Source organism: Pedobacter fastidiosus, from assembly GCF_014306625.1.
Taxonomy (GTDB): domain Bacteria; phylum Bacteroidota; class Bacteroidia; order Sphingobacteriales; family Sphingobacteriaceae; genus Pedobacter; species Pedobacter fastidiosus.
Window position 1 is genome coordinate 85,806 of record NZ_JACRYL010000001.1, and the last position, 26,111, is coordinate 111,916.

The 26,111-nt window shown below is 36.2% G+C and carries 24 protein-coding genes; 7 read left to right on the forward strand and 17 right to left on the reverse strand.

Annotation, left to right across the window (positions count from 1 at the left end; all coding sequences use genetic code 11):
• Window positions 1-574: 574 nt before the first annotated feature.
• Window positions 575-1,591 carry a helix-turn-helix transcriptional regulator gene (locus tag H7U22_RS00385; RefSeq protein WP_187069361.1) on the forward strand — a complete coding sequence of 339 codons (1,017 nt, stop codon included), beginning with the start codon at window positions 575-577 and terminating at the stop codon, window positions 1,589-1,591.
• 115 nt (window positions 1,592-1,706) lie between these two features.
• Window positions 1,707-3,227 (forward strand): glycoside hydrolase family 32 protein, encoded by a 1,521-nt coding sequence (locus tag H7U22_RS00390; protein ID WP_187069362.1) that lies wholly within the window; start codon window positions 1,707-1,709, stop codon window positions 3,225-3,227.
• 202 nt (window positions 3,228-3,429) lie between these two features.
• On the opposite strand, the gene H7U22_RS00395 is transcribed toward H7U22_RS00390, so the two are convergent.
• Window positions 3,430-5,013, reverse strand: a complete 1,584-nt coding sequence (locus H7U22_RS00395; protein ID WP_187069363.1) for a peptide chain release factor 3 — start codon at window positions 5,011-5,013, stop codon at window positions 3,430-3,432.
• Between the two features lie 787 nt (window positions 5,014-5,800).
• On the opposite strand from H7U22_RS00395, the gene H7U22_RS23375 reads away from it, so the two are divergent.
• The 5 genes from H7U22_RS23375 (at window position 5,801) to H7U22_RS00420 (ending at window position 9,943) form a co-directional block, all read left to right on the forward strand.
• Window positions 5,801-8,068, forward strand: a complete 2,268-nt coding sequence (locus H7U22_RS23375; RefSeq protein WP_187069364.1) for a helix-turn-helix domain-containing protein — start codon at window positions 5,801-5,803, stop codon at window positions 8,066-8,068.
• A 140-nt stretch (window positions 8,069-8,208) separates the two neighbouring features.
• Window positions 8,209-8,586: a GxxExxY protein gene (locus H7U22_RS00405; RefSeq protein WP_187069365.1), complete on the forward strand. Its 378-nt coding sequence runs from the start codon at window positions 8,209-8,211 to the stop codon at window positions 8,584-8,586.
• Between the two features lie 120 nt (window positions 8,587-8,706).
• A complete protein-coding gene (locus H7U22_RS00410) occupies window positions 8,707-9,315 on the forward strand; it encodes a SprT-like domain-containing protein (protein WP_317172929.1) in 609 nt (202 codons plus the stop codon).
• Between the two features lie 47 nt (window positions 9,316-9,362).
• Window positions 9,363-9,599 carry a DUF433 domain-containing protein gene (locus tag H7U22_RS00415; protein WP_187069366.1) on the forward strand — a complete coding sequence of 79 codons (237 nt, stop codon included), beginning with the start codon at window positions 9,363-9,365 and terminating at the stop codon, window positions 9,597-9,599.
• Entirely contained in the window at window positions 9,599-9,943 is a 345-nt protein-coding gene (locus H7U22_RS00420; RefSeq protein WP_187069367.1) for a DUF5615 family PIN-like protein, read from the forward strand. Before H7U22_RS00415 ends, H7U22_RS00420 begins: the two co-directional genes overlap by 1 nt.
• On the opposite strand, the gene ade is transcribed toward H7U22_RS00420, so the two are convergent.
• From ade to H7U22_RS00500, 16 genes are all read right to left on the reverse strand, one after another.
• Entirely contained in the window at window positions 9,944-11,581 is a 1,638-nt protein-coding gene (gene ade / locus H7U22_RS00425) for an adenine deaminase (protein ID WP_187069368.1), read from the reverse strand.
• A gap of 102 nt (window positions 11,582-11,683) precedes the next feature.
• Window positions 11,684-13,660: an alpha-ketoacid dehydrogenase subunit alpha/beta gene (locus tag H7U22_RS00430; RefSeq protein WP_187069369.1), complete on the reverse strand. Its 1,977-nt coding sequence runs from the start codon at window positions 13,658-13,660 to the stop codon at window positions 11,684-11,686.
• An 18-nt stretch (window positions 13,661-13,678) separates the two neighbouring features.
• Window positions 13,679-14,068, reverse strand: coding sequence for a type II toxin-antitoxin system VapC family toxin (locus tag H7U22_RS00435; RefSeq protein ID WP_187069370.1), 390 nt, complete (start codon window positions 14,066-14,068; stop codon window positions 13,679-13,681).
• Window positions 14,050-14,268: a hypothetical protein gene (locus H7U22_RS00440; RefSeq protein ID WP_187069371.1), complete on the reverse strand. Its 219-nt coding sequence runs from the start codon at window positions 14,266-14,268 to the stop codon at window positions 14,050-14,052. Before H7U22_RS00440 ends, H7U22_RS00435 begins: the two co-directional genes overlap by 19 nt.
• Window positions 14,269-14,324: 56 nt before the next feature.
• Window positions 14,325-15,713: a LutB/LldF family L-lactate oxidation iron-sulfur protein gene (locus H7U22_RS00445; RefSeq protein ID WP_187069372.1), complete on the reverse strand. Its 1,389-nt coding sequence runs from the start codon at window positions 15,711-15,713 to the stop codon at window positions 14,325-14,327.
• A 73-nt stretch (window positions 15,714-15,786) separates the two neighbouring features.
• Window positions 15,787-16,005 (reverse strand): type II toxin-antitoxin system VapB family antitoxin, encoded by a 219-nt coding sequence (vapB, locus tag H7U22_RS00450; RefSeq protein WP_187069373.1) that lies wholly within the window; start codon window positions 16,003-16,005, stop codon window positions 15,787-15,789.
• Between the two features lie 115 nt (window positions 16,006-16,120).
• Entirely contained in the window at window positions 16,121-17,758 is a 1,638-nt protein-coding gene (locus tag H7U22_RS00455; RefSeq protein ID WP_187069374.1) for a M28 family peptidase, read from the reverse strand.
• A gap of 34 nt (window positions 17,759-17,792) precedes the next feature.
• Window positions 17,793-18,230 carry a ribose 5-phosphate isomerase B gene (rpiB, locus tag H7U22_RS00460; RefSeq protein WP_187069375.1) on the reverse strand — a complete coding sequence of 146 codons (438 nt, stop codon included), beginning with the start codon at window positions 18,228-18,230 and terminating at the stop codon, window positions 17,793-17,795.
• A 45-nt stretch (window positions 18,231-18,275) separates the two neighbouring features.
• On the reverse strand, window positions 18,276-19,157 hold the full coding sequence (tatC, locus tag H7U22_RS00465; protein ID WP_187069376.1) for a twin-arginine translocase subunit TatC: 882 nt from the start codon (window positions 19,155-19,157) through the stop codon (window positions 18,276-18,278).
• A 177-nt stretch (window positions 19,158-19,334) separates the two neighbouring features.
• Window positions 19,335-20,540: an LVIVD repeat-containing protein gene (locus tag H7U22_RS00470; protein ID WP_187069377.1), complete on the reverse strand. Its 1,206-nt coding sequence runs from the start codon at window positions 20,538-20,540 to the stop codon at window positions 19,335-19,337.
• 160 nt (window positions 20,541-20,700) lie between these two features.
• Window positions 20,701-22,047: an acetyl-CoA carboxylase biotin carboxylase subunit gene (gene accC, locus H7U22_RS00475; RefSeq protein WP_187069378.1), complete on the reverse strand. Its 1,347-nt coding sequence runs from the start codon at window positions 22,045-22,047 to the stop codon at window positions 20,701-20,703.
• Window positions 22,048-22,159: 112 nt separating this feature from the next.
• A complete protein-coding gene (gene accB, locus H7U22_RS00480; protein ID WP_187069379.1) occupies window positions 22,160-22,636 on the reverse strand; it encodes an acetyl-CoA carboxylase biotin carboxyl carrier protein in 477 nt (158 codons plus the stop codon).
• Between the two features lie 146 nt (window positions 22,637-22,782).
• Complete coding sequence (locus H7U22_RS00485; RefSeq protein WP_187069380.1) at window positions 22,783-23,781, reverse strand: beta-ketoacyl-ACP synthase III; 999 nt, start codon at window positions 23,779-23,781, stop codon at window positions 22,783-22,785.
• A 9-nt stretch (window positions 23,782-23,790) separates the two neighbouring features.
• Entirely contained in the window at window positions 23,791-24,729 is a 939-nt protein-coding gene (gene plsX, locus H7U22_RS00490) for a phosphate acyltransferase PlsX (RefSeq protein ID WP_187069381.1), read from the reverse strand.
• Window positions 24,730-24,830: 101 nt separating this feature from the next.
• The gene (gene rpmF, locus H7U22_RS00495) at window positions 24,831-25,022 is read right to left on the reverse strand and encodes a 50S ribosomal protein L32 (RefSeq protein WP_131556053.1); all 192 of its coding nucleotides are present in this window, start codon (window positions 25,020-25,022) and stop codon (window positions 24,831-24,833) included.
• Between the two features lie 15 nt (window positions 25,023-25,037).
• Entirely contained in the window at window positions 25,038-25,568 is a 531-nt protein-coding gene (locus H7U22_RS00500) for a YceD family protein (protein ID WP_187069382.1), read from the reverse strand.
• Between the last annotated feature and the right edge of the window lie 543 nt (window positions 25,569-26,111).

The following is a 26,111-nucleotide window of genomic DNA, read 5'->3' on the forward strand; positions in this document are numbered from 1 at the left end:
AATTTAAAGTATCTCTTCTTTCTAGATGGAACCCTAATCCATTGCATTACCATTTTGCTATTCCAATCACTTGGAAGCAGGATTCGAACCTGCATTTTGGTGTTGTTATTCTACCCCTGAATTATTCCGACCGTAATCGGAAGTGGGATTCGAACCCACGACACACAACGTGTTTTAGACAATCTATCATAATTTCTATCAGAATATGCTACGCCAATGGCGTGAATACTTTGGGGCTATTTTGAAACCCACAACTTTGGATAGTCATTATTTAGTGCTGACATCCCTCTCGGGATTTTTTTATATATGATGAATTATATTTCTCAAAGAACTTTATCGACTGGCGACATTACAAAGATGCTATTGCCACTACGCGACAGATTTGCGCAGTAAAAATTATTTCCCCATAAAATTCTTAAACAATTGATTTTTAGTCAAATAGAATTTAATTATACTAAATGTATGTTCTTTTCAATATCTATTGCGCAATTGTATTGCGTAGATGAATAACACTTTGCTATATTTAGATAAGCTTAATCATCAGATTTTTAGCTGAAATCTAAATTCATTAAAAATGGCCGTAAATAAATTAGCGCTTATCCGATACAAAACCATTGATGATTGTCTGAAAAACAGATTCCGTAAATGGACGTTAGAAGATATCATTGAAAAAGTATCGGCTACGCTTTATGAGTTAGAGGGAATAACTTCTGGCGTAAGCAAGCGCACTATTCAGGCAGATATTCAATTGATGCGAAGTGATAAGCTGGGTTACAATGCGCCAATTGTGGTGCAAGATAAACGCTTTTACGCTTATGAAAACCCGAGCTTCAGCATTACAAAAGCACCAATAAATAATGCTGATGTAGATAAAATGAAAGAAATTGTTGGCGTATTGAAGCAATTTAATGCCTTTAATTATTTCGATGAAATGAGCGATATGATTGCCCGTTTGGAAAATAATCTATACAAATCGACTAAACAAAGCGGTAATAATATTCAGCTGGAAAGCAATAAATTGGTTAAGGGTTTAGAATGTATTCCGCCTTTATATCAAGCGGTTTTAAATAAACGGTCTTTGTTAATCGAGTATAAATCGTTCAAAGCACAACAAGCGCAACAGGGAATTTACTACCCATATCTGCTGAAAGAATACAGAAACCGATGGTTTTTAATCTGCAAGGCAAAAAATCGACCAGGAATTTTAAACTTGGCTTTGGATAGAATCATCGAATTTCAGGAATTACCGAATGAGGTTTTTGTAAATTATGAGGGTGTAGATTTTGATAGGTATTACGATGATTTAATCGGTGTTACCAAAAATGAAAGAGACCGAGCACAAAAGGTAATTTTAGAATTTACCAACGAACATGCGCCTTACATAACCACCAAGCCTTTACATTCCTCTCAAGTGGTAATGAGTAAGAATGAAAAAACGACTACCTTTAGAATAGATGTTGTGCTAAATTATGAACTGGAGAGAGAAATTTTAGGATTTGGTGAATGTGTGAAAGTGCTTTCGCCAAGGTTCTTGATTTCGAAAATAAAACGGCGATTAGAACAAACGTTTAAACAGTATGAAGCGAGCTAGTCGGGATTTGCAATCCCGTCTTTGAGCTGAGGATTTCTAATACTAGTTAGGATTACTTTTTCTTTTTAAAAATCTTAACGGACACAAATAAAATATATAACCAAATAGTAAAGAGATGCTGAAATTTAAATTAATCCCTATTGTTTTATTGCTTGCCTCGATGGGTAGTTTTGCACAACAAGCAACACCACAATGGCAACCAAATTATCATTTTACTGCTCCATCAAATTGGTTAAACGACCCTAATGGATTAATTTATCTCAATGGTGAATTTCAGCTTTACTATCAATATAATCCTTTCGAAAATAAGTGGGGCCACATGAGTTGGGGGCATGCAACCAGTAAAGATTTGGTTAATTGGAAACATCTTCCAGTGGCAATTCCAGAAAAAATAACGAATGATACAACGACCATGATTTTCTCTGGCTCGGCAGTATTGGATAAAAATAATGTGAGCGGTTTAGGAAATGGCAAAGCGCCACTTTTGGCTTTTTACACCGCCGATTTACCCAAGCAACACAACGAATCGCAATACATGGCTTATAGCAATGATGGCGGATTAACTTTTACCAACTATGCAAAAAATCCTGTTATCGATTTAAATAAAAAAGATTTTCGCGACCCAAATGTTTGGTGGCATGAGGCTTCGAAACAATGGATTATGACGGTTGCAATGGTTGATGAACATCAAGCCAGGTTTTACGGTTCTACTAATTTAAAGGATTGGACAATGCTGAGCGATTTCGGCAAACAAGGAAATCAAGGAAGTGGCTGGGAATGCCCGTTTATAATTCCTTTGGCTGTTGATGGAAATAAAAGTAATACCAAATGGGTGTTAGTAATTTCATTATTCGGACCAAAAGGACCAACTATGCAATACTTTGTCGGCGATTTTGATGGTAAAACTTTCAAAAATGATAACGATGAAAAGGTGACTTTGTTAGTAGATGATGGCGATTCTTTTTACGCTGGAATTCCGTGGAACGATACGCCTAAAAACCAAAGAATTTTATTAGGCTGGTTACAGCCTGGCGGAAAAGAAACTTTTCCATGGAAAGGGCAAATGTCAATCCCAAGAGATTTATCATTAAAAACCACTGGCGATGGTGTTAGATTATTTCAGCAACCAACGAATATCATCAGCGATAATCTTAAAAAACATGCTAATGGCAAGGCGGCAAGTAAGCAAAATGTAGCACTTGATGGAAATGTTGATTTTGGCGTTAGTCAAAATTCATATTGGATTGATGCAGAGTTCTCAGTAAATGAAGCCAAAAATTTTGGTTTTAAAATCGCCCAATTAAAGGATGATAAAGGAAACGTAGTTAAGGAAATTGAAGTGGGTTATGATGTGACCAAAAAACAACTTTATGTAGATTGCTCTCGCTCGGAAAAGGGAATTAAAAATGATAAAAACATCATCCAAACTGCTACTGTAAATCCTAAAGATGGTAAAATTAAACTTCAGGTTTTGTTGGATAAATCTTCTTTAGAAGTTTTCGGAAATGGTGGAGAAAAGGTAATTACCACCATGGTTTTCCCTGACGAAAAAGCAACTGGATTCTCTGCTTTCTCAATCGGTGGAAAGGCAGTTTTGAATAATCTTAAAGTTTGGGATTTGAGTAAAAGGAAATAGGAGATTGATTAGAAGTCTAATCACCTCTCCAAACCGTCGTCATTGCGAGGCACGAAGCAATCTTACAACGGAAGCAAGCCCCAACTATCGCATTAAGATTGCTTCGTGCCTCGCAATGACGAAAGTGTATAAAAACCCTCACAGGATTTCAAAACCTGCGAGGTTAATATCGCTATTAAAAGCCCCTTTAGGGGTTTGGAGTTTAGCTCTTAAACTCGCTCGTTTTATGGAAATCAATATCAGGATAATCCTGTTTCGTTAAATTAATCATGTATTCGCTATCGGCCAAATAAACGGGGTTTGCCTCTTTGTCGAAACCAATATGCTGTTGCTTACGTTTTACAAACTCATCCAATTTCTTTCTATCGGCTGATGTTACCCAACTTGAGCGTGTGTAGCTCAGTGTTCGGAAACGGCATTTAGCGCCGTATTCATGCTCTAAACGAAAGTTAATTACCTCGAACTGAAGTTCGCCAACAGCACCAATTACTTTTCTATTTCCAGGTTGCATCACAAATAATTGCGCCACACCCTCGTCAGTTAACTGTTCAATACCTTTTTCTAATTGTTTAGTTCGCATTGGGTCCATATTTTCTACCTCTTTGAAAATAGATGGTGAGAAGCTTGGAATTCCCTTGAACTGTAATTTTTCGCCCTCGGTTAAGGTATCACCGATTTTGAAGTTACCACTATCGTATAAACCAACCACATCGCCTGGCCAAGCCTCTTCAACAATGCTTTTCTCATTGGCCATGAAATCCATTGGGTTAGAGAATTTCAGTTTCTTATCTTGTCGGGTATGGTAATAGAATTTATTACGCTCAAATTTACCAGAGCAAATTCTCAAAAACGCAATTCTATCACGGTGTTTTGGGTCTAAATTGGCGTGGATTTTAAATACAAAACCACTAAAGTTTTTCTCTTCAACCAAAACATCACGTTCTTCAGCCTCACGGTGTCGTGGACTAGGAGCAATGTCGATAAACGTATCTAAAAGTTCCTTAATCCCGAAGTTGTTAATTGCGCTACCAAAAAATACTGGCGCTAATAAACCCTCGTTATAAAGTTCCTTGTCGATTTGGCCGTAAATACCCTCAACGAGTTCTAAATCATCTTTTAAATTGCTAATTTCTTTTTCTTTTAAGAAGTTAGTCAGGTTATCATCATCCAAATCTTCAACTGCAATTACCGAGTTGGAAATTTTGGTTTTATCTGGTTGAAAAAGATTTAAATGTTTGTTATAGATGCTATAAACTCCTTTAAAAGTGTGCCCTAAGCCAATTGGCCAAGAAAGTGGACATAAACTAATATTCAGTTTTTCCTCAATTTCATCTAACAAATCAAAAGCTTCCTTACCCTCACGGTCCATTTTATTAACGAAGATAATTACAGGTGTATTTCGCATACGGCAAACCGACATCAGTTTTTCCGTCTGTTCTTCCACACCTTTCACACAATCTACCACTAAAATAACGCTATCCACTGCCGATAAAGTTCGGTAAGTATCTTCCGCAAAATCCTTGTGCCCAGGCGTATCCAAAATGTTTATGCGTTTACCGCTGTACTCAAAACCCATTACCGAAGTTGCCACCGAGATACCACGTTGTTTCTCAATTTCCATAAAATCGGAAGTATTGCTTTGGTTCGCTTTGTTCCGTTTTACCGCACCAGCCGTGTTAATGGCGCCACCAAAAAGTAGGAATTTTTCCGTCAAAGTGGTCTTGCCCGCATCGGGGTGACTAATAATGGCAAAGGTTTTACGTTTTTCTATTTCAGGGTTAAGCATAATAAAATTTTGGGTAAAAGATGGCGATGAAACTTGGTTAAAGGAATTTAACAGCGATAAGGTTTGAATAATTTTGTTTCATCAGGTTGCAAAGATAAGAAAATTGGTTAACTGTTTGAACTGGTTAATTGTTTAATCTTTAAGGGCGTTACTTCCTTTATCCTGTTAATCCTAAAATCTTGGAAATCATGTTTTGAAAAGCATTTGCAGTAGTTCTTCGGTAAAAGCAGTCCCGCCATTCATTACAATCTTTTTGTTTAAGTTTCTGCGTTACCCAAACCTCGTAGGTTTTTAAAACCTACGAAGTTTATTAGTACAACAAAAAGTATTTCCGTTGCTGTCGGGTTTAAATAACTTCTCTAGTAGTTCTTGGGCAATATTTAACCACCCCTTGCCCCTCCTAAATTAGGAGGGGAGTAGTGTCTGCTGTTTCAAAATTTGTGCTAGTTTTTAAGTTTATGCTTTTAACCAAACGGCAACTTCTGTCTAAATTTTATTAGCACTGTACAGCTCGCCTCCCTATTTTCAAGTAGGGGGTGGTTTCTCCCCAAAAGCATCAAACTTTGTTAAATAAACCTGATGGCAGCGAGCATCCCGATATTTCATCGGGATAAAGCGGACAGCAGGGCTGCCATTCCCGATGGAAAACTGAGCACTCATTTACAAATATTTAACCTTGCTTACTGAAAATTATTAACTGAAAACTAAAAATGATACCTATTTTTGTGCTAAAATTGTTAGCTTTAATTATCCCGCCGAAATAAAGCAACCTAAAATCTTATTGCCGATGCCACAATTAGAAGAAACATCTATGGCCGCAGAAATTGCGGCGAAATTTATTAATTACACTTCAAAACACGTTTTTTTAACCGGAAAGGCGGGAACGGGAAAAACCACTTTCTTGCGAAAACTGATAAAATTGACGCATAAAAAGGCTGTGATTTGTGCACCAACAGGTATCGCGGCAATCAATGCTTCAGGGGTTACTATTCACTCACTTTTTCAGTTGCCGTTTGGTGCTTTCTTTCCGGATGCGGCAGGGAATATCATGAATCAGAACATCACTTTTAACTTCAATACGCCGCGAACGATTGTGAAGCACATGAATATGCAGGGCAATAAACGCAGGATGTTGCAGGAATTGGAACTGTTGGTTATTGATGAGGTGAGCATGTTGCGGGCCGATATGCTTGATGCCATTGATTTTGCTTTGCGCTACATCCGAAGAAACAGAAATGTGCCTTTCGGTGGTGTCCAAGTATTATTTATCGGCGATTTGCACCAGCTTCCGCCAGTGGTAAAGAATGATGAATGGCGAGTGATGGCTGGTTTTTACAAAAGTATTTATTTCTTTGACGCCTTGGCTTTGCAGAATAATCCACCTGTTTACATTGAGTTGGATAAAATTTACCGTCAGGATGATGCGGTGTTTATTGATTTGTTGAATAACCTGCGCAATAACAAAATTACCCCAGAAGATACAGCTTTACTTCGCCAGCATTTTAAGCAAGATTTTAAACCTGCTGCAGATGAAAATTACATCACTTTAACAACGCATAACAACAAAGCCGATAACATCAATCGAGAAAGATTGACACAACTTAAAACCAAATCTTACTTTTTCGATGCAAAAGTTACGGGCGAATTTAATGAGTACGCTTACCCGAACGAGAAAAGTTTAGAGCTGAAAGTCGGTGCGCAAGTAATGTTTATTAAAAACGACATGACTGCCGAGAAGCGTTATTACAACGGTAAAATCGGGGTTGTTCATCACATAACAAAAGATGTTATCGAAATAGAATTACCAGAAGAACGTACCGTGATTTCGGTTTCGCCATATACATGGGAAAACGTAAAATATAAATTGAACGAAGCCACCAACGAAATTGCGGAAAATGTTGCAGGCTCTTTTGTTCAATATCCGATTAAATTGGCTTGGGCGATTACGGTTCATAAAAGTCAGGGTTTAACTTTTGACAAGGCCATTATCGATGTTGGCGATGCCTTTGCGCCTGGACAAGCGTATGTTGCACTATCTCGTTTACGTTCGTTAAAAGGTTTGGTTTTAACATCGCACTTGCGTGAGAGTGGTTTACAACAAGACCAGAATATTCATTATTTTTCGAGTACAAAGCAACCTGCTGAAGTTCTAACCGAGCAGATTAGTGTAGAGAGTTATGATTTTATCAGGACTTATTTATTAGCTGCTTTCGATTTGAACTTAATTAGATATTACATCAAAGAGCATCTGCAAACTTTTGACAAAGGAGAGAAATCAACAAAACAACATTATGATAATTGGACGATGGAATTGTATGTTGACTTCCAGAAAATTACAGCAACAGCCGATACTTTTATCAATCAATTGAAAGGACTTTTTGCACAGCAAACGGAACATACTTTTTTCAATGTTTCTAAACGAGTAGAGGCTGCTTTAAAATATTTTAGTCCTTTAATTAAAGGCGTTTCTGATAAATTTTTAGCACATATAGAGAATGTTAAAGAAGAGAAACAGATTAAAACTTATATAACAGAGTTGCTGGAATTAGAGATTTTAGTTTATGAACAGTTGAAAAAGATGTACAAAAGTAAAGCTTTACTTAAAGCTATAATTGATGGTAAGGAATTTAGCAAAGCAGATACAGATGCGTTATTGAATACTAGCGAGCGTAATGAGCAGTTGAAAAAAGCAATTCAGCTAAAGGGTGAGGTTTTGAAAGTAAAATCGGCAGTCGAGAAAAAGAAAAAAGAGCCTAAAATTGACACTAAACTCATCAGTTTTGAATTGTATAATCAGGGCAAAACTCTAGACGAGATTGCTAAAGAGCGTGGTTTCTCGGTTACCACAATTGAGGGGCATTTGGCTTATTATGTTTCTACGCAACAACTGGACGTAACCAAATTGGTTAAGGCCAACAAAATCAAAAACATTTCTGATGCTGTTGAAAGCCAGAAAACAAAATCGATGGCTACAATTCGGGAGTTTTTAGGGAAAGATTATTCTTTTGGTGAGATTAAGCTGGTATTGGCGTCGCTGTTTCCATCGGAGGAGTAGGGTTTTTACCACAGAGCACACAGAGTAAGGTCACGGAGAACACAAAGAGTGATGGTTAACCTAAAAAAGATTTTTGATTTTTTTTTAAATGAAGAGTTTTCCCTTTACCACAGAGTTAGGTGCAAAAAAACACAATGGATATGGAAGAAGATTTATTAACCAGAACCATTATTGGTTTAGCAATCGAGGTTCATAAAGTGCTTGGACCTGGTTTACTTGAAAGCGCCTATAAAGAGTGCTTGTTTTATAAAATTGCTAAAGCAGGGTTTATAGTTGAAAGAGAAAAAGCAATGCCAATTGTTTTTGAAGATATCAAATTAGACTGTGGTTATCGTATCGATATTCTTATTGAAAACACCTTGGTTTTAGAACTGAAAAGTATAGAATCCTTAACTGATATTCATTTGGCGCAAACTTTAACCTATATGAAATTAGGTAGTTATAGATTTGGTTTACTAATGAACTTTAATGTTTTGAGATTGAAAGATGGAATCAAGCGAGTGGTAAATGGCTATTAAAATTACTCTGTTTCCTCTGTGAAAACTCGGTGCACTCTGTGGTTAAATTACTTCGTTAACTCTGTGTAAATCTTTGTGCCCTCTGTGGTAAGAAATACAAAAATCCTTACCTTAGCATTCGTGGAGAAAGTTAAACTTTTAGCGCAATACATGCCAGAACCTGCGGCGCCGTTAATTGCAAAGTGGATAGATTATTTTCAGTGTGAGTTTAAAATCGCTAAAACACGTTCTACAAAACTTGGCGATTACCGTCATCCTTATCGAGACAAAGGTCATCGTATTTCTGTAAACTTCAACTTAAATAATTATGCATTTCTAGTTACTACCGTTCATGAGTTTGCACATCTTTTAACCTGGAACGATTTTAAGAATAAGGTTAAACCTCATGGTTCTGAATGGAAAAAAAACTTCCAACGGATGATGGTTCCTTTTTTTGAGTTAAATATTTTTCCTGAGGATATACATAAAGCGATTGATAATTATATGTCGAATCCTGCGGCTTCAAGTTGCTCGGATTTACATTTATCACGAGCATTAAAAAAGTACGATTCTAGTAAAACCGAAACTATACATTTAGAGCAATTGCCGATTAACACCATCTTCAAAATTAAAGACGGGAGAAGATTTACTAAAGGCGAACGGATTAGAAAACGCTATCGTTGTATTTGTTTGGATGATAAGCGAATTTATCTATTTAACCCATTGGCAGAGGTTTTTGTAGTGGAGTAGAGATGTACCAATTATAAAATGCTAAACTAATTACTTAACTTTAAGTTATGGAACAAATCTTCGACCGTATTTACATAGACAGTGATATTTGTAATGGAAAGCCAATTATAAGAGGAAAAAGAATTACTGTACAAACTATAATGGAATATTTGTCTGCTGGTGAAACTGTAGATGAAATTTTAAAACAATACCCATCATTAGTAGCTGAAGATATCACCGCTTGTATGCGTTATGCAACTGAATTAATGAACCATAGCTTTATTATTAAACAAGCTGTTGCTTAATGGAGCATAAATTTCTAATTGATGTTAATCTCCCTCGTTTTTTTTCTTTGTGGCATAGCGAAGAATATATTCATCAATATGAACTTGGCGATGAATGGCCCGATTCGATAATTTGGAAATACGCTAAAGATCATCATTTAACAATTGTAACAAAAGATAGCGATTTCTCTTCTCGAATACTGATGCATTTACCACCACCAAAAATAATTCATATAAGATTGGGTAATATGAAAATGGCTCAATTCTATGACACACTAAAGACTTTATGGCCTGAAATCATTCAACTTAATAAAGATTATAAATTAGTTAATGTGTTTATAGATAGAATCGAAGGAGTAATGTAGCTAAACAAATTTAAACTCATCGCCATCAAACAAACCCTTATCGCTTAACTTTAAATGTGGAATAACAAGTAAAGCCATAAAAGAAAGCGTCATAAAAGGAGCAACCAAGGTTGAGCCTAATTCTTTAGCGAATTTATCAATCGAAGTATAACATTCGGCAACTTTAAACCCATTCTGATTGCTCATTAAACCCGCAACAGGTAAAGGCAAAATATCTTCTTTCCCATTTCCCAAAGCAACTACACCTCCAGTTTCCTTAATCACTAAATTAACCGCATCGCAAATGCTTTTATCATCGACACCAACCGCAATAATGTTATGACTATCGTGTGCAACACTCGACGCTATAGCACCAGTTTTTAATCCGAAGTTTTTAACAAATGAAACTGCAATCGGTGCATCATGATAACGGTTAACAACAACCATTTTCAAAACATCGTTTTCTGCATCGCTGATAATATTTTTATTTAAAATCTTTGGTTCTGAAGAAAGGCGGTTTGTAATCAACTGACCATCTAATGCCTCAATTACTGGAATTTCTTCTTGTCCTGAGAATAGGTAAGCAAAATCTTCTTCCTTTTTAAAACTACAATCGAAATGATTTACAGATTCCCGATCATCAATATGTTTTACCCAATCTCCAACAACTTTGCCATTTTCTGCAAGCAGAATACCGTCAATATAAGTTTGTTTTACTTTAAAGTTTTTTAAATCTTCAATTACGATAAAATCGGCATAATCGCCAACTTGCAGTTGACCAACATCTAATTTATAATGAAGAATAGGGTTAATACATGCGGCTTGAAGCACCTTAAAAATATCAATTCCTTTTGCAACGGCTCTTGCGCAAAGCTGATTTATATGACTTTCAACTAAGCTATCAGGGTGTTTATCGTCACTGCAAAACATCATCATTTCTGGCCAGTCGTTTAGCAAATCGATAAGCGCCTCGAAGTTTTTAGCAGCACTTCCCTCACGAATAAGGATTTTCATTCCTCGTTCTAGTTTATCTAAAGCTTCTTCAGACGTGAAACATTCATGATCCGTAGAAATTCCTGCATCAATATATTGTTGAACAGCATCGCCACGTAAACCAGGCGCATGCCCATCAACAGGTTTGCCTAATTCGTATGCAGCAGCAATCTTTTTTAAAACTTCTTCATCCTTATAAAGTACACCAGGAAAATTCATCATTTCACTCAAGTACTTTATTTCAGGCCGTTCTAAAAGTGCCTTAACATCATCGTGATTTAATTCAGCACCAGCAGTTTCAAAAATAGTTGCAGGAACACAACTTGGAGCGCCAAAATTAAATTTGAAAGGAACAGTATTGCCGTTCTCGATCATAAATTCAACACCTTCCATACCACAAACGTTAGCAATTTCGTGTGGGTCGCTGATAGTTGAAACTGTTCCATGCACAACAGCGAGCCTTGCAAATTCGCTTGGAATTAACATGCTGCTCTCAATGTGAACATGGCTATCGATAAAACCTGGGAGGATAAAATGAGTATTATCCTTAGCCTCTGATATTTTATTTATAGATTTTATCTTTCCATCTTCTACTTCTACTTCGCCAAAGAAAATATTTCGCTTTGTGATATCAACTATGTTTCCCTCGACTTTAAAATTGCTCATCTGTTGTTTAACTGTATAATTTATTTGAATCGGTTAATTGCTTAACTGGTCAATGCGGTAAATGCATTTAACCAATTTTACATTTAAACAAATAACCAAAACTCAATATTTCAATAATTTTTCAATTGTTTCTGCTAATCTAGATTTAGCGAGAAAATCTTCTTCCAGCACTTTACTCATTGGAATTGCCGTATCTAAACTGGCGCATCGCAAAACTGGTGCATCGAGATATTGAAAACAATGTTCGCCAATCCATGCAGAAATTTCAGCACCAAAACCATTGGTAAGTGTGTCTTCATGAAGAATTAAAACCCTTCCTGTAGCCTTAACTGCATCTTCAACGGTTTCCTTATCCCACGGCTGTAAGGTCCTTAAATCGATTAAAGTTGCATCCTTTTCAGGGTTGTTCCTTAAATATTCCAATGCCCAATGAACGCCTAAACCATAAGTAATAATCGTGAATTTATTTCCCTTTGCAAGCGTAACGGCTTTACCAATTTCAGTGGTGTAATAACCATCAGGAATAGAAGCTGTTAAACTTCGGTATAAATATTTATGTTCAAAATATAAAACTGGATTTGGGTCTTCAATAGCAGCCAATAGCAAACCTTTTGCATCTTCAGGAAAAGCTGGATATACTATTTTTAGTCCAGGAGTTTTGGTAAACCAAGCTTCATTACTTTGTGAATGAAAAGGTCCTGCGCCCGTTCCTGCACCTGTAGGCATTCGAACCACTACATCGGCCTTTTCTCCCCAACGATAATGTGTTTTAGCCAAATTATTTACAATTTGGTTAAAGCCAACCGTTACAAAATCTGCAAATTGCATTTCTACAACTGCTTTATAGCCATTTATGGATAAGCCTAAGCCTGCACCAACAATTGCCGATTCGCAAATAGGGGTATTTCGAACTCTTCCTTTTCCATATTTTGCAGTAATGCCATCTGTAATTTTAAAGGCGCCACCATAATCGGCAATATCCTGACCCATTAAAACGAGGTTGGGATATTTTTGCATCGCCAAATCTAAGCCATCGGTTATCGCATCTAAATATCTTTTTTCTGTGGAGGAGTGACTTGGTGCAATTACCTGTTGCTCGTAAGGAAAATACATATCTGTCTCTTCTAAAACAGAATTTGCTTCTGGCTCCGGTTCTTCAAAAGCTTCTTCAACCTCTAGTTCTATATCTCTTTTAAGTTGAATTTTGAGATCTATAACTAAATCTGATGTTAAAATATTTTGCTCAATTAAATACTGTTCGTAATTATTTAAAGGGTCCTTTTTCTCCCATTCATCAAATAATTCTTGTGGAACATACTTCGTCCCAGAAGCTTCTTCATGTCCACGCATTCTAAAAGTTAAACATTCAATTAAAACCGGGCGAGGGTTTTTACGCAAATCAGTAGCTAATCGGTTAATGGTATCATAAACTTCCAGAATATTGTTTCCATCAATTTGGATGCCCTCAATGCCGTAGCCAATTGCTTTATCAACTAAGTTTTTGCATTTAAACTGTTCTGATTTTGGAGTTGATAATCCGTAACCGTTGTTTTCAATTATAAAAATAACTGGCAGATCCCAAACGGCAGCAACGTTGACCGCTTCATGGAAATCGCCCTCACTGGTTGCACCTTCGCCAGTGTAAACCAATGTTACTTTTTGTTTATTGGCCAAAACATCAGCCAAAGCAATCCCATCGGCCAAAGCCATTTGCGGACCGAGATGCGAAATCATCCCGATAATTTTATAATCTTGAGTGCCAAAATGAAAGGAGCGGTCGCGGCCTTTGGTAAAGCCCGAAAGCTTACCTTGCCATTGTGCCATTAATTTTTTTAAAGGAATATCTCGAGTAGTAAAAACACCCAGATTACGGTGCATCGGCAAGATATATTCATCGCTCTGCATAGCCATTGTACTGCCAACTGCAATTGCTTCTTGGCCGATTCCTGAAAACCATTTGCCAATTCTACCTTGACGCAAAAGCTTCAGCATTTTTTCCTCAACCATTCGAGGGTAAAGCAATCTTTGGTATAAATTCAGTAAGAATTTGTCGTCTTTATCGCCGCGGTTGAAGTGCATATAAATTCAGGTAAAAAATTACGAAATATCCCAAGGATTAAGTATTTCCAAGGTTTCGATTTTATTAAAATCTGCAGTATTTCTTGTAATTAGGGTGAGGTTGTGCACAACTGCTGTGGCAGCAATTATGGCATCGGGAAGTTTGATTTTGTTGAGCTTGCAAATTGCGATAGTTATTTCAACGATGTCATCTGTCAAACTAAAAATATTGCTCGATTGTACAAAATCTATCAAAGTCTTGTAGGTTTCATTTGATTGATTGAATCTTAAGACTTCGATTTTATTTATTACTGATATGTTCGGGACGCTATCGATAATCGGATGCATAAAAAGCATTCCATTGTTCTCAATTTTCCCATCCAAATAACCGATTATAACATTGGTGTCGATTAAAAATCCCTTTCCCATTCGTTTCTGCTATCTTTTATATGTTGTTGAAAATCCTCGTATTCCTGATTGGTAAGGTTTAACGACCCAGCAAATTTTTTAGAAAGACTTTCTTTAGGTTTTATATTTTTTTGTAAAACCTTAACAATGTTCAAAGCTTCTAAGTCTTCAATTAGTTTATAAGCTTTTTCATTATTAATTTGTAGCAAAATAGTTTCCATCAATTTGATTATAACATATATATCAAATATACAAAATTTAGACTGCCAATTAAGGTTTATTGTTCCTTACTTTTCTTCATTCCCTCAAATTGTTTTGCAAAAGATTTATCGGCAACTTTTGGCATTTCACGATATTTACCCCAGCTTTTTTTGAAGAATGTTTTTAGCATAAAGTTTTTAAATTTTCCGCCGAAAAAGTCCATCCATTTACGATTTTGCATCATTCGATTAAACATTCCCCAACCAATTTCTTCTACTTTTCCATTGTCATGCGATGTTGCTGCATCTCTACGATTTAACAATAACATTTTATGGATATCGATTTTAACCGGGCAAACTTCAGAGCATTTTCCGCAAAGACTAGAAGCATAACTTAAATGTTTAAATTCTTCCATCCCTTTTAGGTGGGGCGTAATTACCGAGCCGATTGGACCACTATAAGTTGTATTATAAGTATGACCACCAATGTTTTTATAAACCGGACAAGCATTTAAGCAAGCACCACAACGAATGCAATATAAACCTTGGCGCTGATCTTTCTGAGCCAATAAGTTTGTACGTCCATTATCTAAAAGGATAACATACATTTCTTCAGGTCCGTCGGTTTCGTTGGGCTGGCGTGGCCCACTTAAAATGGTATTGTAAACGGTTAGGTTTTGACCTGTTCCGTGTGAGGCCAATAAGGGCCAGAAAAGATCCAAATCTGCCATAGAAGGGATAATTTTTTCTATCCCAACTACTGCAATATGAATCTTAGGGAAGGTGGTACTCAAACGGGCATTGCCTTCATTTTCGGTTAAAGCGATACTTCCTGTATCAGCGATTAGAAAATTACCCCCACTAATTCCAATATCTGCATTTAAGTACTTATCACGAAGTAATTCTCTAGCCTTTTGAACTAGTTGAGGAGGAGTAGCATCAATTGGTGTTCCAAATTTATCATGAAATAACTGTGCAATATCAGTTGCACTAAGGTGCATTGCAGGCGTAACGATGTGGTACGGTGCCTGCCCTAATAATTGAACAATATATTCGCCTAAATCACTCTCTAAAGATTCTATATTGTTTTTCTCCAGAAAATCATTCAGATGAATTTCTTCGGTCGTCATCGATTTCGATTTGATAACCGTTTTGCCGTTGTTTCTTTTAATGATGTTAAGGATTTCCTGTTGCGCTTCTTCGGCATCATTTGCCCAAATTACTTTACCACCTCTGCGCTGAAAATTCGATTCAAATTCTGGCAAGAACTTGTCGAGATTTTCCATAACCCGCCACTTAACAACATGAGCTTTCTTTTTAGATGCTTCTAGGTTTTCGAATTTAGATAATCCGCGTTCAAAAGCCACATTGTACTTACCAATATTGTAGTTTATTGTTTTACGGTGTGGTAAATCGAAAGCTTTTTCATCGGATTTCTCTAAAAATTCCTCGGAGGTTTTCATCATATCTCAAAGATAGGAATTTCTATTGCCAGCAAAAGTATTGTGCATAAAAAAGCCCCGATGAAAATGTCGGGGCTTAAATATTTTGATCATTACATTTAAAATCATTTAGAGGTTCGTCAAAATCGGAGCTCATTTTCATCTTTCCTTTTAATAAGCCAATTTTTCTTTTTTTATTTTCCTCTAAATCATTCTTTGTTTTTTTCTGTAAGATGAAATCGATAAAATCCTCTACTTCTTGTTGATAAGCAGTGGGTATCATCTTAATCTTTTCAAAAATTTGCGCTTGACTCATAAGTTTTGATTTAATCAAAAATAATATTTTTAAATTGATATTTCAAACTGATTATGATAAGATACTAAAAGCAAAAGCCCCGATGAAATGTCGGGGCTTAAATATTTTGACTGTATTAATTCTTTGGATTTCCTTTGCCATCCATATCAACTAATGGACGTTTGGCCTGATTAGCCAACTCCCAAGCGATATAATAAGTTAGGTGCGCTCTTTTTGCCAATAACGGGAAGTTAATTTTGCTTATTTCGTCACCCGGTCTGTGATAATCTTGTTGCAACATTCCATCATAATAGAAAATAATTGGAATGCCCAGTTTAGCAAAATTGTAGTGATCCGAACGGTAATAAATACGCTCTGTATCTTTCGGATCATCATATTTAAAATCCAATTTCATTTTGGTGTAGGTTGCATTAACTCTATCTTGTAAAGTAGCTAAGTCGCTACTTAACATTTTTGAACCCACTGAATATATATAGTTTGCAGAATCTGGTTTGCCCAAATATTCTTCACCAATTCTACCAATCATATCCGTATTTAAATCAGCAATTGTATTTTCTACAGGGAATATAGGGTGCTCAGAATACCACTCAGAACCCCAAAGTCCTTTTTCTTCACCAACAACCGTCATAAAAAGGATGCTACGTTTTGAACCTTTACCAGCCTTTTTTGCATCAGTAAAAGCTTTAGCCATTAGCAATACGCCGGTTGTACCAGATCCATCATCATCGGCGCCATTATTAATTTTATCTGGTCCTTCAACTTCTGGAGTAATTCCAATATGATCGTAATGGCCGGTTAAAACTAAAACTTCTTTTTTTAATGTGGGATCTGTACCTTCTAAAAACCCCAATACGTTTTCGCAACGTACTGGCGTTTCTTTTTTCATTGCACTTGCCGAAACAGCAACATTTAAAGTTTGCGAAGCAGGTTTCATCGTTTCAGCAATTTTTTTCTGTACAGCTTCAACTGAAGTATTTGCTGTTTTCAGAATTTCATTCGCTGTAGCGGTAGAAATAGAAATCGATGTAAAAGGATTTTGCTTTTTCATTCGATCGATATTCTCCTGAGTTTTCATAACATTCGATCCACCTGTATAAGAAGCCTTGCGATCTTCCGTCATGTTATCTAAACTAGGGTCGATTAAAATAACTGCTTTTGCTTTGTTTTGAGCTAAGAAAGTCATCTTTTTAGCACGAGCCATCATTGCTTGGCGTCTTTCTACTTTATCACCAGATTTAGCCGTTGGATCTCCAGCAGCAAACATCAAAACTACTTTTCCTTCAACATTAACGCCTTCGAAATCGTTGTAAGTATCCTTTGTTAAACCATATCCAACAAAAACAATCTCATTCGAACTGAAAGTGAAACCACTTAAGCCAACAGAATTACTTGGGATAACAAAATCTTTGTAAGCTTCTTTTGGCTGGCCATTAATGGTAAACATACTTTCGCTCACGCTAAAGTTTGCTAAGTCTATTTTTTGAAAATAGCCCCCATCAACCGGACCCTTTAAACCTAAAGATTTAAAATAATCGCGGATATAATCTGCAGCCATCCAAGCGCCTTTTTTTCCTGTCTCACGACCTTCATAAGCATCAGATGCCAGTACAGAAAGGTGTTTATACGCATTTTCTGGGCTAATGGCTTTACTAAACTTTATTGCATCCTTATTGGGTACAAGTGGTTTAATTTGAGCAAAGCAACCAGCACTAAGTATTGATGCCAAGCCCAGAGTTAGAAATTTTTTATTCATTATTTTTATAAAAAGTTAGTTGAAACATTGTTGCTTAACAAGATATTTTATCAACCCTGTTTTGATGACGACCACCCTCAAACGCAGTATTTAAAAAAGTAGTTGTAATCTCTTTCGCAAGTTCTTCTGATACAAATCTTGCAGGAATGCATAAAATGTTTGCATTGTTATGTTTGCGAACTAAAGATGCAACTTCAATTTCCCAACATAAACCCGCTCTAATATTTTGATGTTTGTTTGCAGTAATGGCTACACCATTTGCAGATCCACACAGTAAAATGCCATATTCAAATTCGCCACTTTCTACAGCCGAAGCAACAGGATGGGCGAAATCTGGATAATCTACAGAATCAAGTGAATAAGTTCCAAAATCTTTAACCTCATAATCAATAAGGAAATTCTTTAAAACTTCTTTGTACTCAAATCCTGCATGATCTGCACCAATAGCAATTTTTATTTTTGTATCAGACATTGCCAAATTTATAGAGAATTATGAAATCTATTCGTAATGTTTTTGTTAGTTAGCATAAAATGCTGCCTCAGCTTTTTTCTTCTTTCTTTCGATGTATGCAGATACGAAAATACTCAACTCATATAGTAAAAACAGCGGTGTTGCAACAATTAACATCGTCATAATATCGGGAGTAGGCGTAACAATTGCTGCAATAATTAAGATGATTACGGCTGCGTATCTTCTGCTCGATCTCATCAACTTTGGTGTCATTAATCCTAACTTAGAAAGGATAAAGATAATAACCGGAAGTTCAAAAATAATCCCAGTACCTAAAGTTAGAGTAGAAACCGATGATAAGTAAGAATCAACAGTGAAAGTGTTTTTAATTTCTGCACTCACAGTGTATCCGGTTAAAAAGTTAACTGAGAGTGGACAAACCACGAAATACCCGAACAAAATTCCTATGATAAAAAGCATAGAAGCAAAGAATACAAAACCACTGGCCGATTTACGTTCCTTATCATGAAGGGCTGGTTTAATAAAACGCCAAATTTCCCAAAGTAAGTATGGAAAGCCTGCAACGATACCACACATTACACAAACATTTAATTGCAGGTTAAATTGACCGGCCATCTCCGTGTTGATAATCTCACCATTAATTTTGGTGATACACATATCCTTACCTAGCGATGGAAAGTGCTCAACAAGCTTACACATCATTCTGTAAGTCCAGAAATCTGGTTTCTTTGGACCGAAAATTACTTTGTCTAAAATTTCTTCATTAAAATAGAAAGCGATCCCGGTAAATACACCGATTGCAATAACTGCTCTGATTAAATGCTTACGTAATACGTCTAGGTGATCGAAAAAAGACATTTCTGCCTCTAAGGTTGTTCCTTTATTCCCGATCGCTTTTAAAAGGGATGTTTTTTTAGTGTCGCTCATGTTGAAAACAAAAATACCATTCTATTTGAATAGAATGGTATGTACGTGCTAAATATAGAAATAGTTTATATTATTATGAGAAATAGCTGTAAAAATAGAATTAAACTAAAGAAAAACCTGTGATTTAATTGTTGAAACTTTGAATGCCAAACAGTTTCATTTTAGAAATAGCTGTAATTAATTTTTCACCTTAATTACACTTAACTGTTTTAAATTTTTAGCATCAGTATAATTAAATTGATAAATTCCATCTTCGCCAGTAACAATTAAGGATTTTGGGCCGGCTATTACATCAAAACTTTTAATATTATTTAAATGTTGAAGCAAGTTATCTCCAACTTTATTTTTATCTGCAATGTTAAAGCTCTTAATTCCAAAATTACCTTCGCAAAGAAATAAATTATCGCCACTAACGCTTAAGCCGTGTGGATTTTGCATCGGGAAAACCGAAACTTGCTTTGGTTTGGTTGGGTCTTCAATATCCACAACTTCCAATTGATTACTTGCCTGCCTACAATTATTACCTGTTCTGAGGGTAACATAAGCATATTTTCCTTGTACAACTACAGGATCACATGCAAAAACATGGCTGTAAGTAGATAATCTTATAGGATTTGCAGCATCAATTGCGCTAAAAATATGCATCCCCGTATTCGTCCCGATAAACAATTTGTTTTCGTAAGGAAAAATAGTTTCAACGCCCCATCCTAAATTGATTGATTTTACAAATAATGGATTCGCTGCCGTTTTCACATCAAAAAGACTTAAATCATTAACACCCACAGTGTATAAATAGTCGCTCATTAAAGTAAATCTTGCCATTGAGCCACCTTGTCCAGAAGAACTACTTTGCATTGAAGAAATACTTGAGTAGGCCGCATCGTACATTTTCCCTTTATTAGCCTTCTCTTTCTTCACTAAAGTATCTTTATAAGTGTAAAGATATTTTCCATTACCTGCCGTATATAACTGTTTAAAAACATCCGTTACTCTTTTAACTTGTTTAATATTGCTCATGTTTGAAAGATCAAAGGCAAGCAAATCAATAAAATTATCAGCGTAAAGAATATTATTGTGAATGGCTAAATCTACATTTCCTGGGATTTGTAAAAAAGCCACATTTGTTGGGGCACTTGGGTTGGAATTATTATAGATATGAATGCCCTCATTAGGCTCGTTAATGAACAGATAATCATTATAAATGTAAATTTTACCTGTTTTTTTTGCTTGAAAAGCTTTAGTCATGCCTACTGGCAAAGCTCTCATTTCTTCAACAGATATCATTTTTACAATCTGGATCAGTTCGTATTCATCTTTTTTGCATTGCGTAAATAGTGCAAAAACGAGTAGGAGCATAAACGCGTTAATTAGATTTTTTTTCATAATTCGAGGGTTTTAATATAGAAACGTAAGCCATTGCTAAAACGCTACAAATTAGTGCATTAATTTTAAGAAGGATTAAATCTCGCTCTACAAAATAGCCCTAAAACAAAAAGAAGTCAAGCGGTTAAACTTGACTTCTTCAAAAATATTTAGAATCTCTTTATTGCGAATCAACAAATTCAAATGTTTCCATAAACTTTGTTGTGAAGTTTCCAGCCCTAAAGTTTGGATCTTTCATCAATTGCAAATGGAAAGGAATGGTTGTTTTAACACCTTCGATTACAAATTCTCCTAAAGCACGCTCCATTGTACAGATTGCTTCTTCTCTGGTTTGTGCAACGCAGATCAGTTTTGCAATCATCGAATCGTAGTTTGATGGAATCTGATAACCAGCATAAACATGGGTATCAACACGAACACCATGACCTCCTGGAGAGTGAAAATTTGTAATTCTTCCAGGTGATGGACGGAAATTATTTGCTGGATCTTCAGCATTTATCCGGCATTCAATTGCATGCATATCAGGGAAATAATTTTTGCCCGATATTGGAATTCCTGCAGCAACTTTAATCTGTTCTTTAATTAAATCGAAATTGATTACTTCTTCCGTAACCGGATGCTCTACCTGAATCCGCGTATTCATTTCCATAAAGTAGAAGTTGCGGTGTTTATCAACCAAAAATTCGATTGTACCAGCACCTTCATAATTTACAGCGGTTGCGCCTTTAATTGCTGCTTCGCCCATTCTAACCCGAAGTTCATCCGTCATAAATGGCGAAGGAGATTCTTCTACCAATTTTTGGTGACGGCGTTGAATAGAGCAATCACGTTCTGATAAATGGCAAGCTTTTCCATATTGATCTCCAATAATTTGAATCTCAATGTGGCGTGGGTCTTCAATATATTTTTCTAAATATAAACCATCATTACCAAAGGCTGCACCAGATTCTTGGCGAGCACTATCCCATGCATTTTCAAAATCTTCATCTTTCCAAACCACACGCATCCCTCTACCGCCACCACCGGCAGTAGCTTTAAGAATAACAGGATAGCCCATTTCGTTGGCAATTACGATCCCTTCTTTAACGCTATTTAACAAACCTTCAGAACCTGGAATAGTTGGTACACCAGCAATTTTCATGGTTTCTTTAGCAGAGGCTTTATCGCCCATACCGTTAATTTGCTCAGGTGTTGCGCCAATAAATTTAATCCCGTACTCGCGACAGATATTCGAAAACTTAGCATTTTCAGATAAGAATCCATATCCTGGGTGAATGGCATCAGCATTTGTTAATTCTGCTGCTGAAATGATATTTGGAATATTTAAATAAGAATCTTTACTAGGCGGGGGGCCAATACAAACAGCCTCATCAGCAAAACGTACGTGTAAACTTTCGCGATCTGCGGTAGAGTAAACAGCAACCGTTTTGATGCCCATTTCCTTACAGGTACGGATAATACGCAAAGCGATTTCTCCCCTGTTGGCAATTAGTATTTTTTTAAACATAATTTTTTAATTGATGATTACACCGATGGAAAGGATTACACCGATTTTTTATGATTTTATTCTGAAATAATTTTAATCAGTGTAATCATCTTTAAATCTGTGAAATCAATTTCTAAATAGGTTCTACTAAAAATAACGGTTGATCATATTCTACTGGAGATGCATTATCTACCAGTATTTTAACAATACGACCAGAAACTTCACTTTCAATTTCGTTGAAAAGTTTCATTGCTTCGATAATACAGATTACTTTACCAGTACCAATTTCATCGCCAACATTAACAAACATTGGTTTATCAGGGCTTGCAGAACGGTAAAAAGTACCAATCATTGGCGATTTAACTGTAATGTATTTTGATGTATCCTCTGCAGCAGGCACGGCCGGTGTATCGGCAGTTGGTGCAGTTGGAGCAGTAGCAACTGGAGCTGCAGCTTGTAAAAGCGGTGCTTGTGGCATTGTTGCATGCACAACAGTTGGTGCTTGGTTTGTTTTAATCGTAATTTTGAAGTTTTCTTGCTCAATCGCAACCTCATTTACTCCAGAACGAGAAACAAATTTAATCAGTTCCTGTATTTGTTTGATATCCATTTTTTAGGCTAGTTATGTAAAAAATAGTGTTAATGAATTAACTAAGTTATACTTTTTTTGTTTTAATTTTTTCTTTTCAATTGGTTTAGAGTTGATGGAAGTAGTTCATGGTTTATTGCCAGTAGCTATCAACTATCGTCTCCAAGCTAGTTGCTATCGTAAGCCCATTTAAGGTAAATTGATCCCCATGTAAATCCACCGCCAAAGGCTGCCAATACAATGTTATCTCCTTTTTTTAATCTGCTTTCCCATTCCCATAAACATAATGGAATAGTTCCATTAGTTGTGTTGCCGTAGCGTTCAATGTTAATCATAACCTTATCAGTTGTAACTCCCATTCGGTTCGCAGTAGCATCGATAATGCGTTTATTTGCTTGGTGAGGCACCAACCATGCAACATCATCGGCCGTTAAACCATTGCGTTCCATAATCTCTGCAGCAACATCTGCCATATTAGTCACGGCAAATTTAAACACCGTTGGACCTTCTTGGTGCGCATAGTGTAATTTTGCATCAATACTTTCATGAGTTGCTGGTATAACAGATCCTCCAGCCTTCATACCTAAGAAATCTCTTCCAGAACCATCGGTTCTTAAAATAGAATCCAAAACACCTAAGCCTTCTTCATTTGGTTCAAGCAAAGCACAACCACAACCATCACCAAAAATGATACAAGTTGTACGGTCTTCGTAATTGATTATAGATGACATTTTATCGCCACCAACCACTAATACTTTTTTGTGTCTTCCTGATTCTATAAATGATGCACCTGTTGATAAGCCAAAAATAAACCCAGAACACGCTGCCTGTAAATCGTAACCCCAAGCGTTTGTCGCTCCTATTTTATCAGCTAGAACATTTGCTGTAGCAGGGAAAGTGAAATCTGGGGTAGTGGTGCAAAAAATAATCAGTTCGATTTCTTTGGCATCAATTCCTCTCTTTTTAAGCAAACCGTTTACCGCATGTACGGCCATATCCGAAGTACCTAAACCTTCTCCTTTTAAAATTCTACGTTCTTTAATTCCTGTTCTGCTGGTTATCCATTCATCCGAAGTATCAACCATGGTTTCTAACTCTGCGTTTGTAAGCACATAGTCTGGGACGTAACCATTTACTGCCGTAATAGCAGCGTGAATTTTACTCATTTTAATAAATTATTTAAATGCAATTCTAATTTTTTCTACCAATCCGGTCGTAATCATTTCTCTAGATTGAAGCACCATGTTTTTAACCGCTAACGGACTAGAAATACCGTGGCCAATAACCACAGGAGCATTAACACCCAAAACAGGACTTCCGCCATATTGTTCGTAATTAAAGCGATCGAAAAATTCATCTTTCAAACCTTTTTTAATGGTGAGCACATAGAATGATTCTGCCAATTTAAGCATCACATTTCCTGTAAAACCATCACAAACAATAACATCGGCCTTATCGTTAAATAAATCCCTGCCTTCTACATTGCCTACAAAGTTGAATAAATTAGTGTCTTTCATCAAAGGAAAAGTTGCCATGCTGAGCATGTTTCCTTTTTCATCTTCTTCACCAATGTTTATTAAGGCAACTTTGGGATTATCTATTTGCAACAAATTTTCTGCGTATAAACTTCCTAAAACCCCAAATTGAAGTAAAATATCTGGTTTGCAATCTGCATTTGCACCTACATCGAGGAGTAAACCTGTGCCACCTTTAATTTTTGGAAGAATTGTACATAAACATGGGCGGATAATGCCCGGAATAGTTTTAACGCTAAAAACAGCGCCAACTAACATTGCACCAGAATTACCGGCACTTGCGAAAGAATCAATTTTACCTTCTTTTAAAAGGTTAAAACCAACTGCTATGCTCGATTTTGGTTTCTGAACGATTGCTTTGGTGGGGTGTTCGCCCATACCAATTACTTCATCAGTATGAACGTATTCAAAATGATCCGGATTAAAGCCCTCTTCTGCTAGAATGGGTTTAATCTGTTCGGTATCGCCAATAAGAACTAAATGTTCACCAGCGTTTAGCGATTGATGAGCTGCTATTGCTCCCAAAACAATTGCTTTGGGAGCATAGTCTCCGCCCATTATGTCGAGGCCTATTTTCATAGAAAAAATCTGTTTGTGTTAGTTCAGGTGTAATCCTGAATTTTTCAGTTGACTAAGGTATGACTAAAGCCGCTGAAAACACAAACAATTTTTTAAGAAAATTACCCGATTTGAGTATTTTCGATAACCAATTTACCGTTATAGTATAGGTTACCATCAACGTTGTAAGCACGGTGAGGTACGTGGATAGCACCTGTTGCCGAGCATGTTGCGAAAGAAGGAGTCACAGCTTTATAGTGTGTTCTTCTTTTATTTTTTCTCTGTTTCGAGATTTTCCGTTTTGGATGTGCCATTGGTGTATAATCTAATTATTTTTTTAACTTATTAAGTGCTTCCCAACGTGGGTCGCTATTTTGTTCATTTTCTTCGTGCTGTTTGTCGATAGATAATTTTTCTAATCGATCAATCATTTCCTGATCACAGTCCTTCCCGGCTTGCTCACAGTTTTTAATATAAGGCACCGCTACGTTAATCATTTCGTATAATGGCACCGATATATCAATTGCAGTTTCTTTACGGCTTAGTGAGATAATTTCATCATCATCACTTTCTAGCTCAGCTTCTGCAAACTTTACAATCTGTCTTTCGTACAAATTTATTGGTAATGGAAATTCAGATAAGCATTTATCGCAATCTAAATTTACTGTTCCAATTACTTTAAATTTTAAGAGCATCATGGTCTCTTGTTTCTCAAGTTCCAAGTCTACCTTTAAATTCCCACTTTTAATTAACGAGTACTCAAAAGCATTAAAAAAGGTGTCATCTAGCTCATATTCAAACTGATGGATGCCCAATTTTAATCCGGTAAACGGTAATGAAAATTGTTTTAGTGGGTTCAAAGTACTGTAAAATTTTAGCCTGCAAATGTAGGGATAAAATAATTAGATTAAAAATGTTTTTTAAAAATTGTTGACTTAGAATTTTTGGTATTTGTGATTACTGGCTTAAAACTTAATTTTTTTAAAATTGGTTTAGGTATTTTTAATTGAGAAGGTTTTGCATCCAGTTCAGTTATCTACAATTAAAACAAGCGCAATAAGTCCCAATTCATTAAAAAGAAATGGCTGCTTACAAAGATTTCTCCGCTTCGGTCGAAGGGACGACTTTAAAAAAAAATCTAATTGAGAGGGTTTTGCATCCAGTTCAGTTATCTACAATTAAAACAAGCGCAATAAGTCGCTATTCATTAAAAAGAAATGGCTGCTTACAAAGATTTCTCCGCTTCGGTCGAAAGGACGACTTTAAAAAAACATCTAATTGAGAGGGCTTTGCATCTTGTACAGTTATCTACAATTAAAACAAGCACTATAAGTCGCAATTCATTAAAAAGAAATGGCTGCTTACAAAGATTTCTCCACTTCGGTCGAAAGGACGACTTTAAA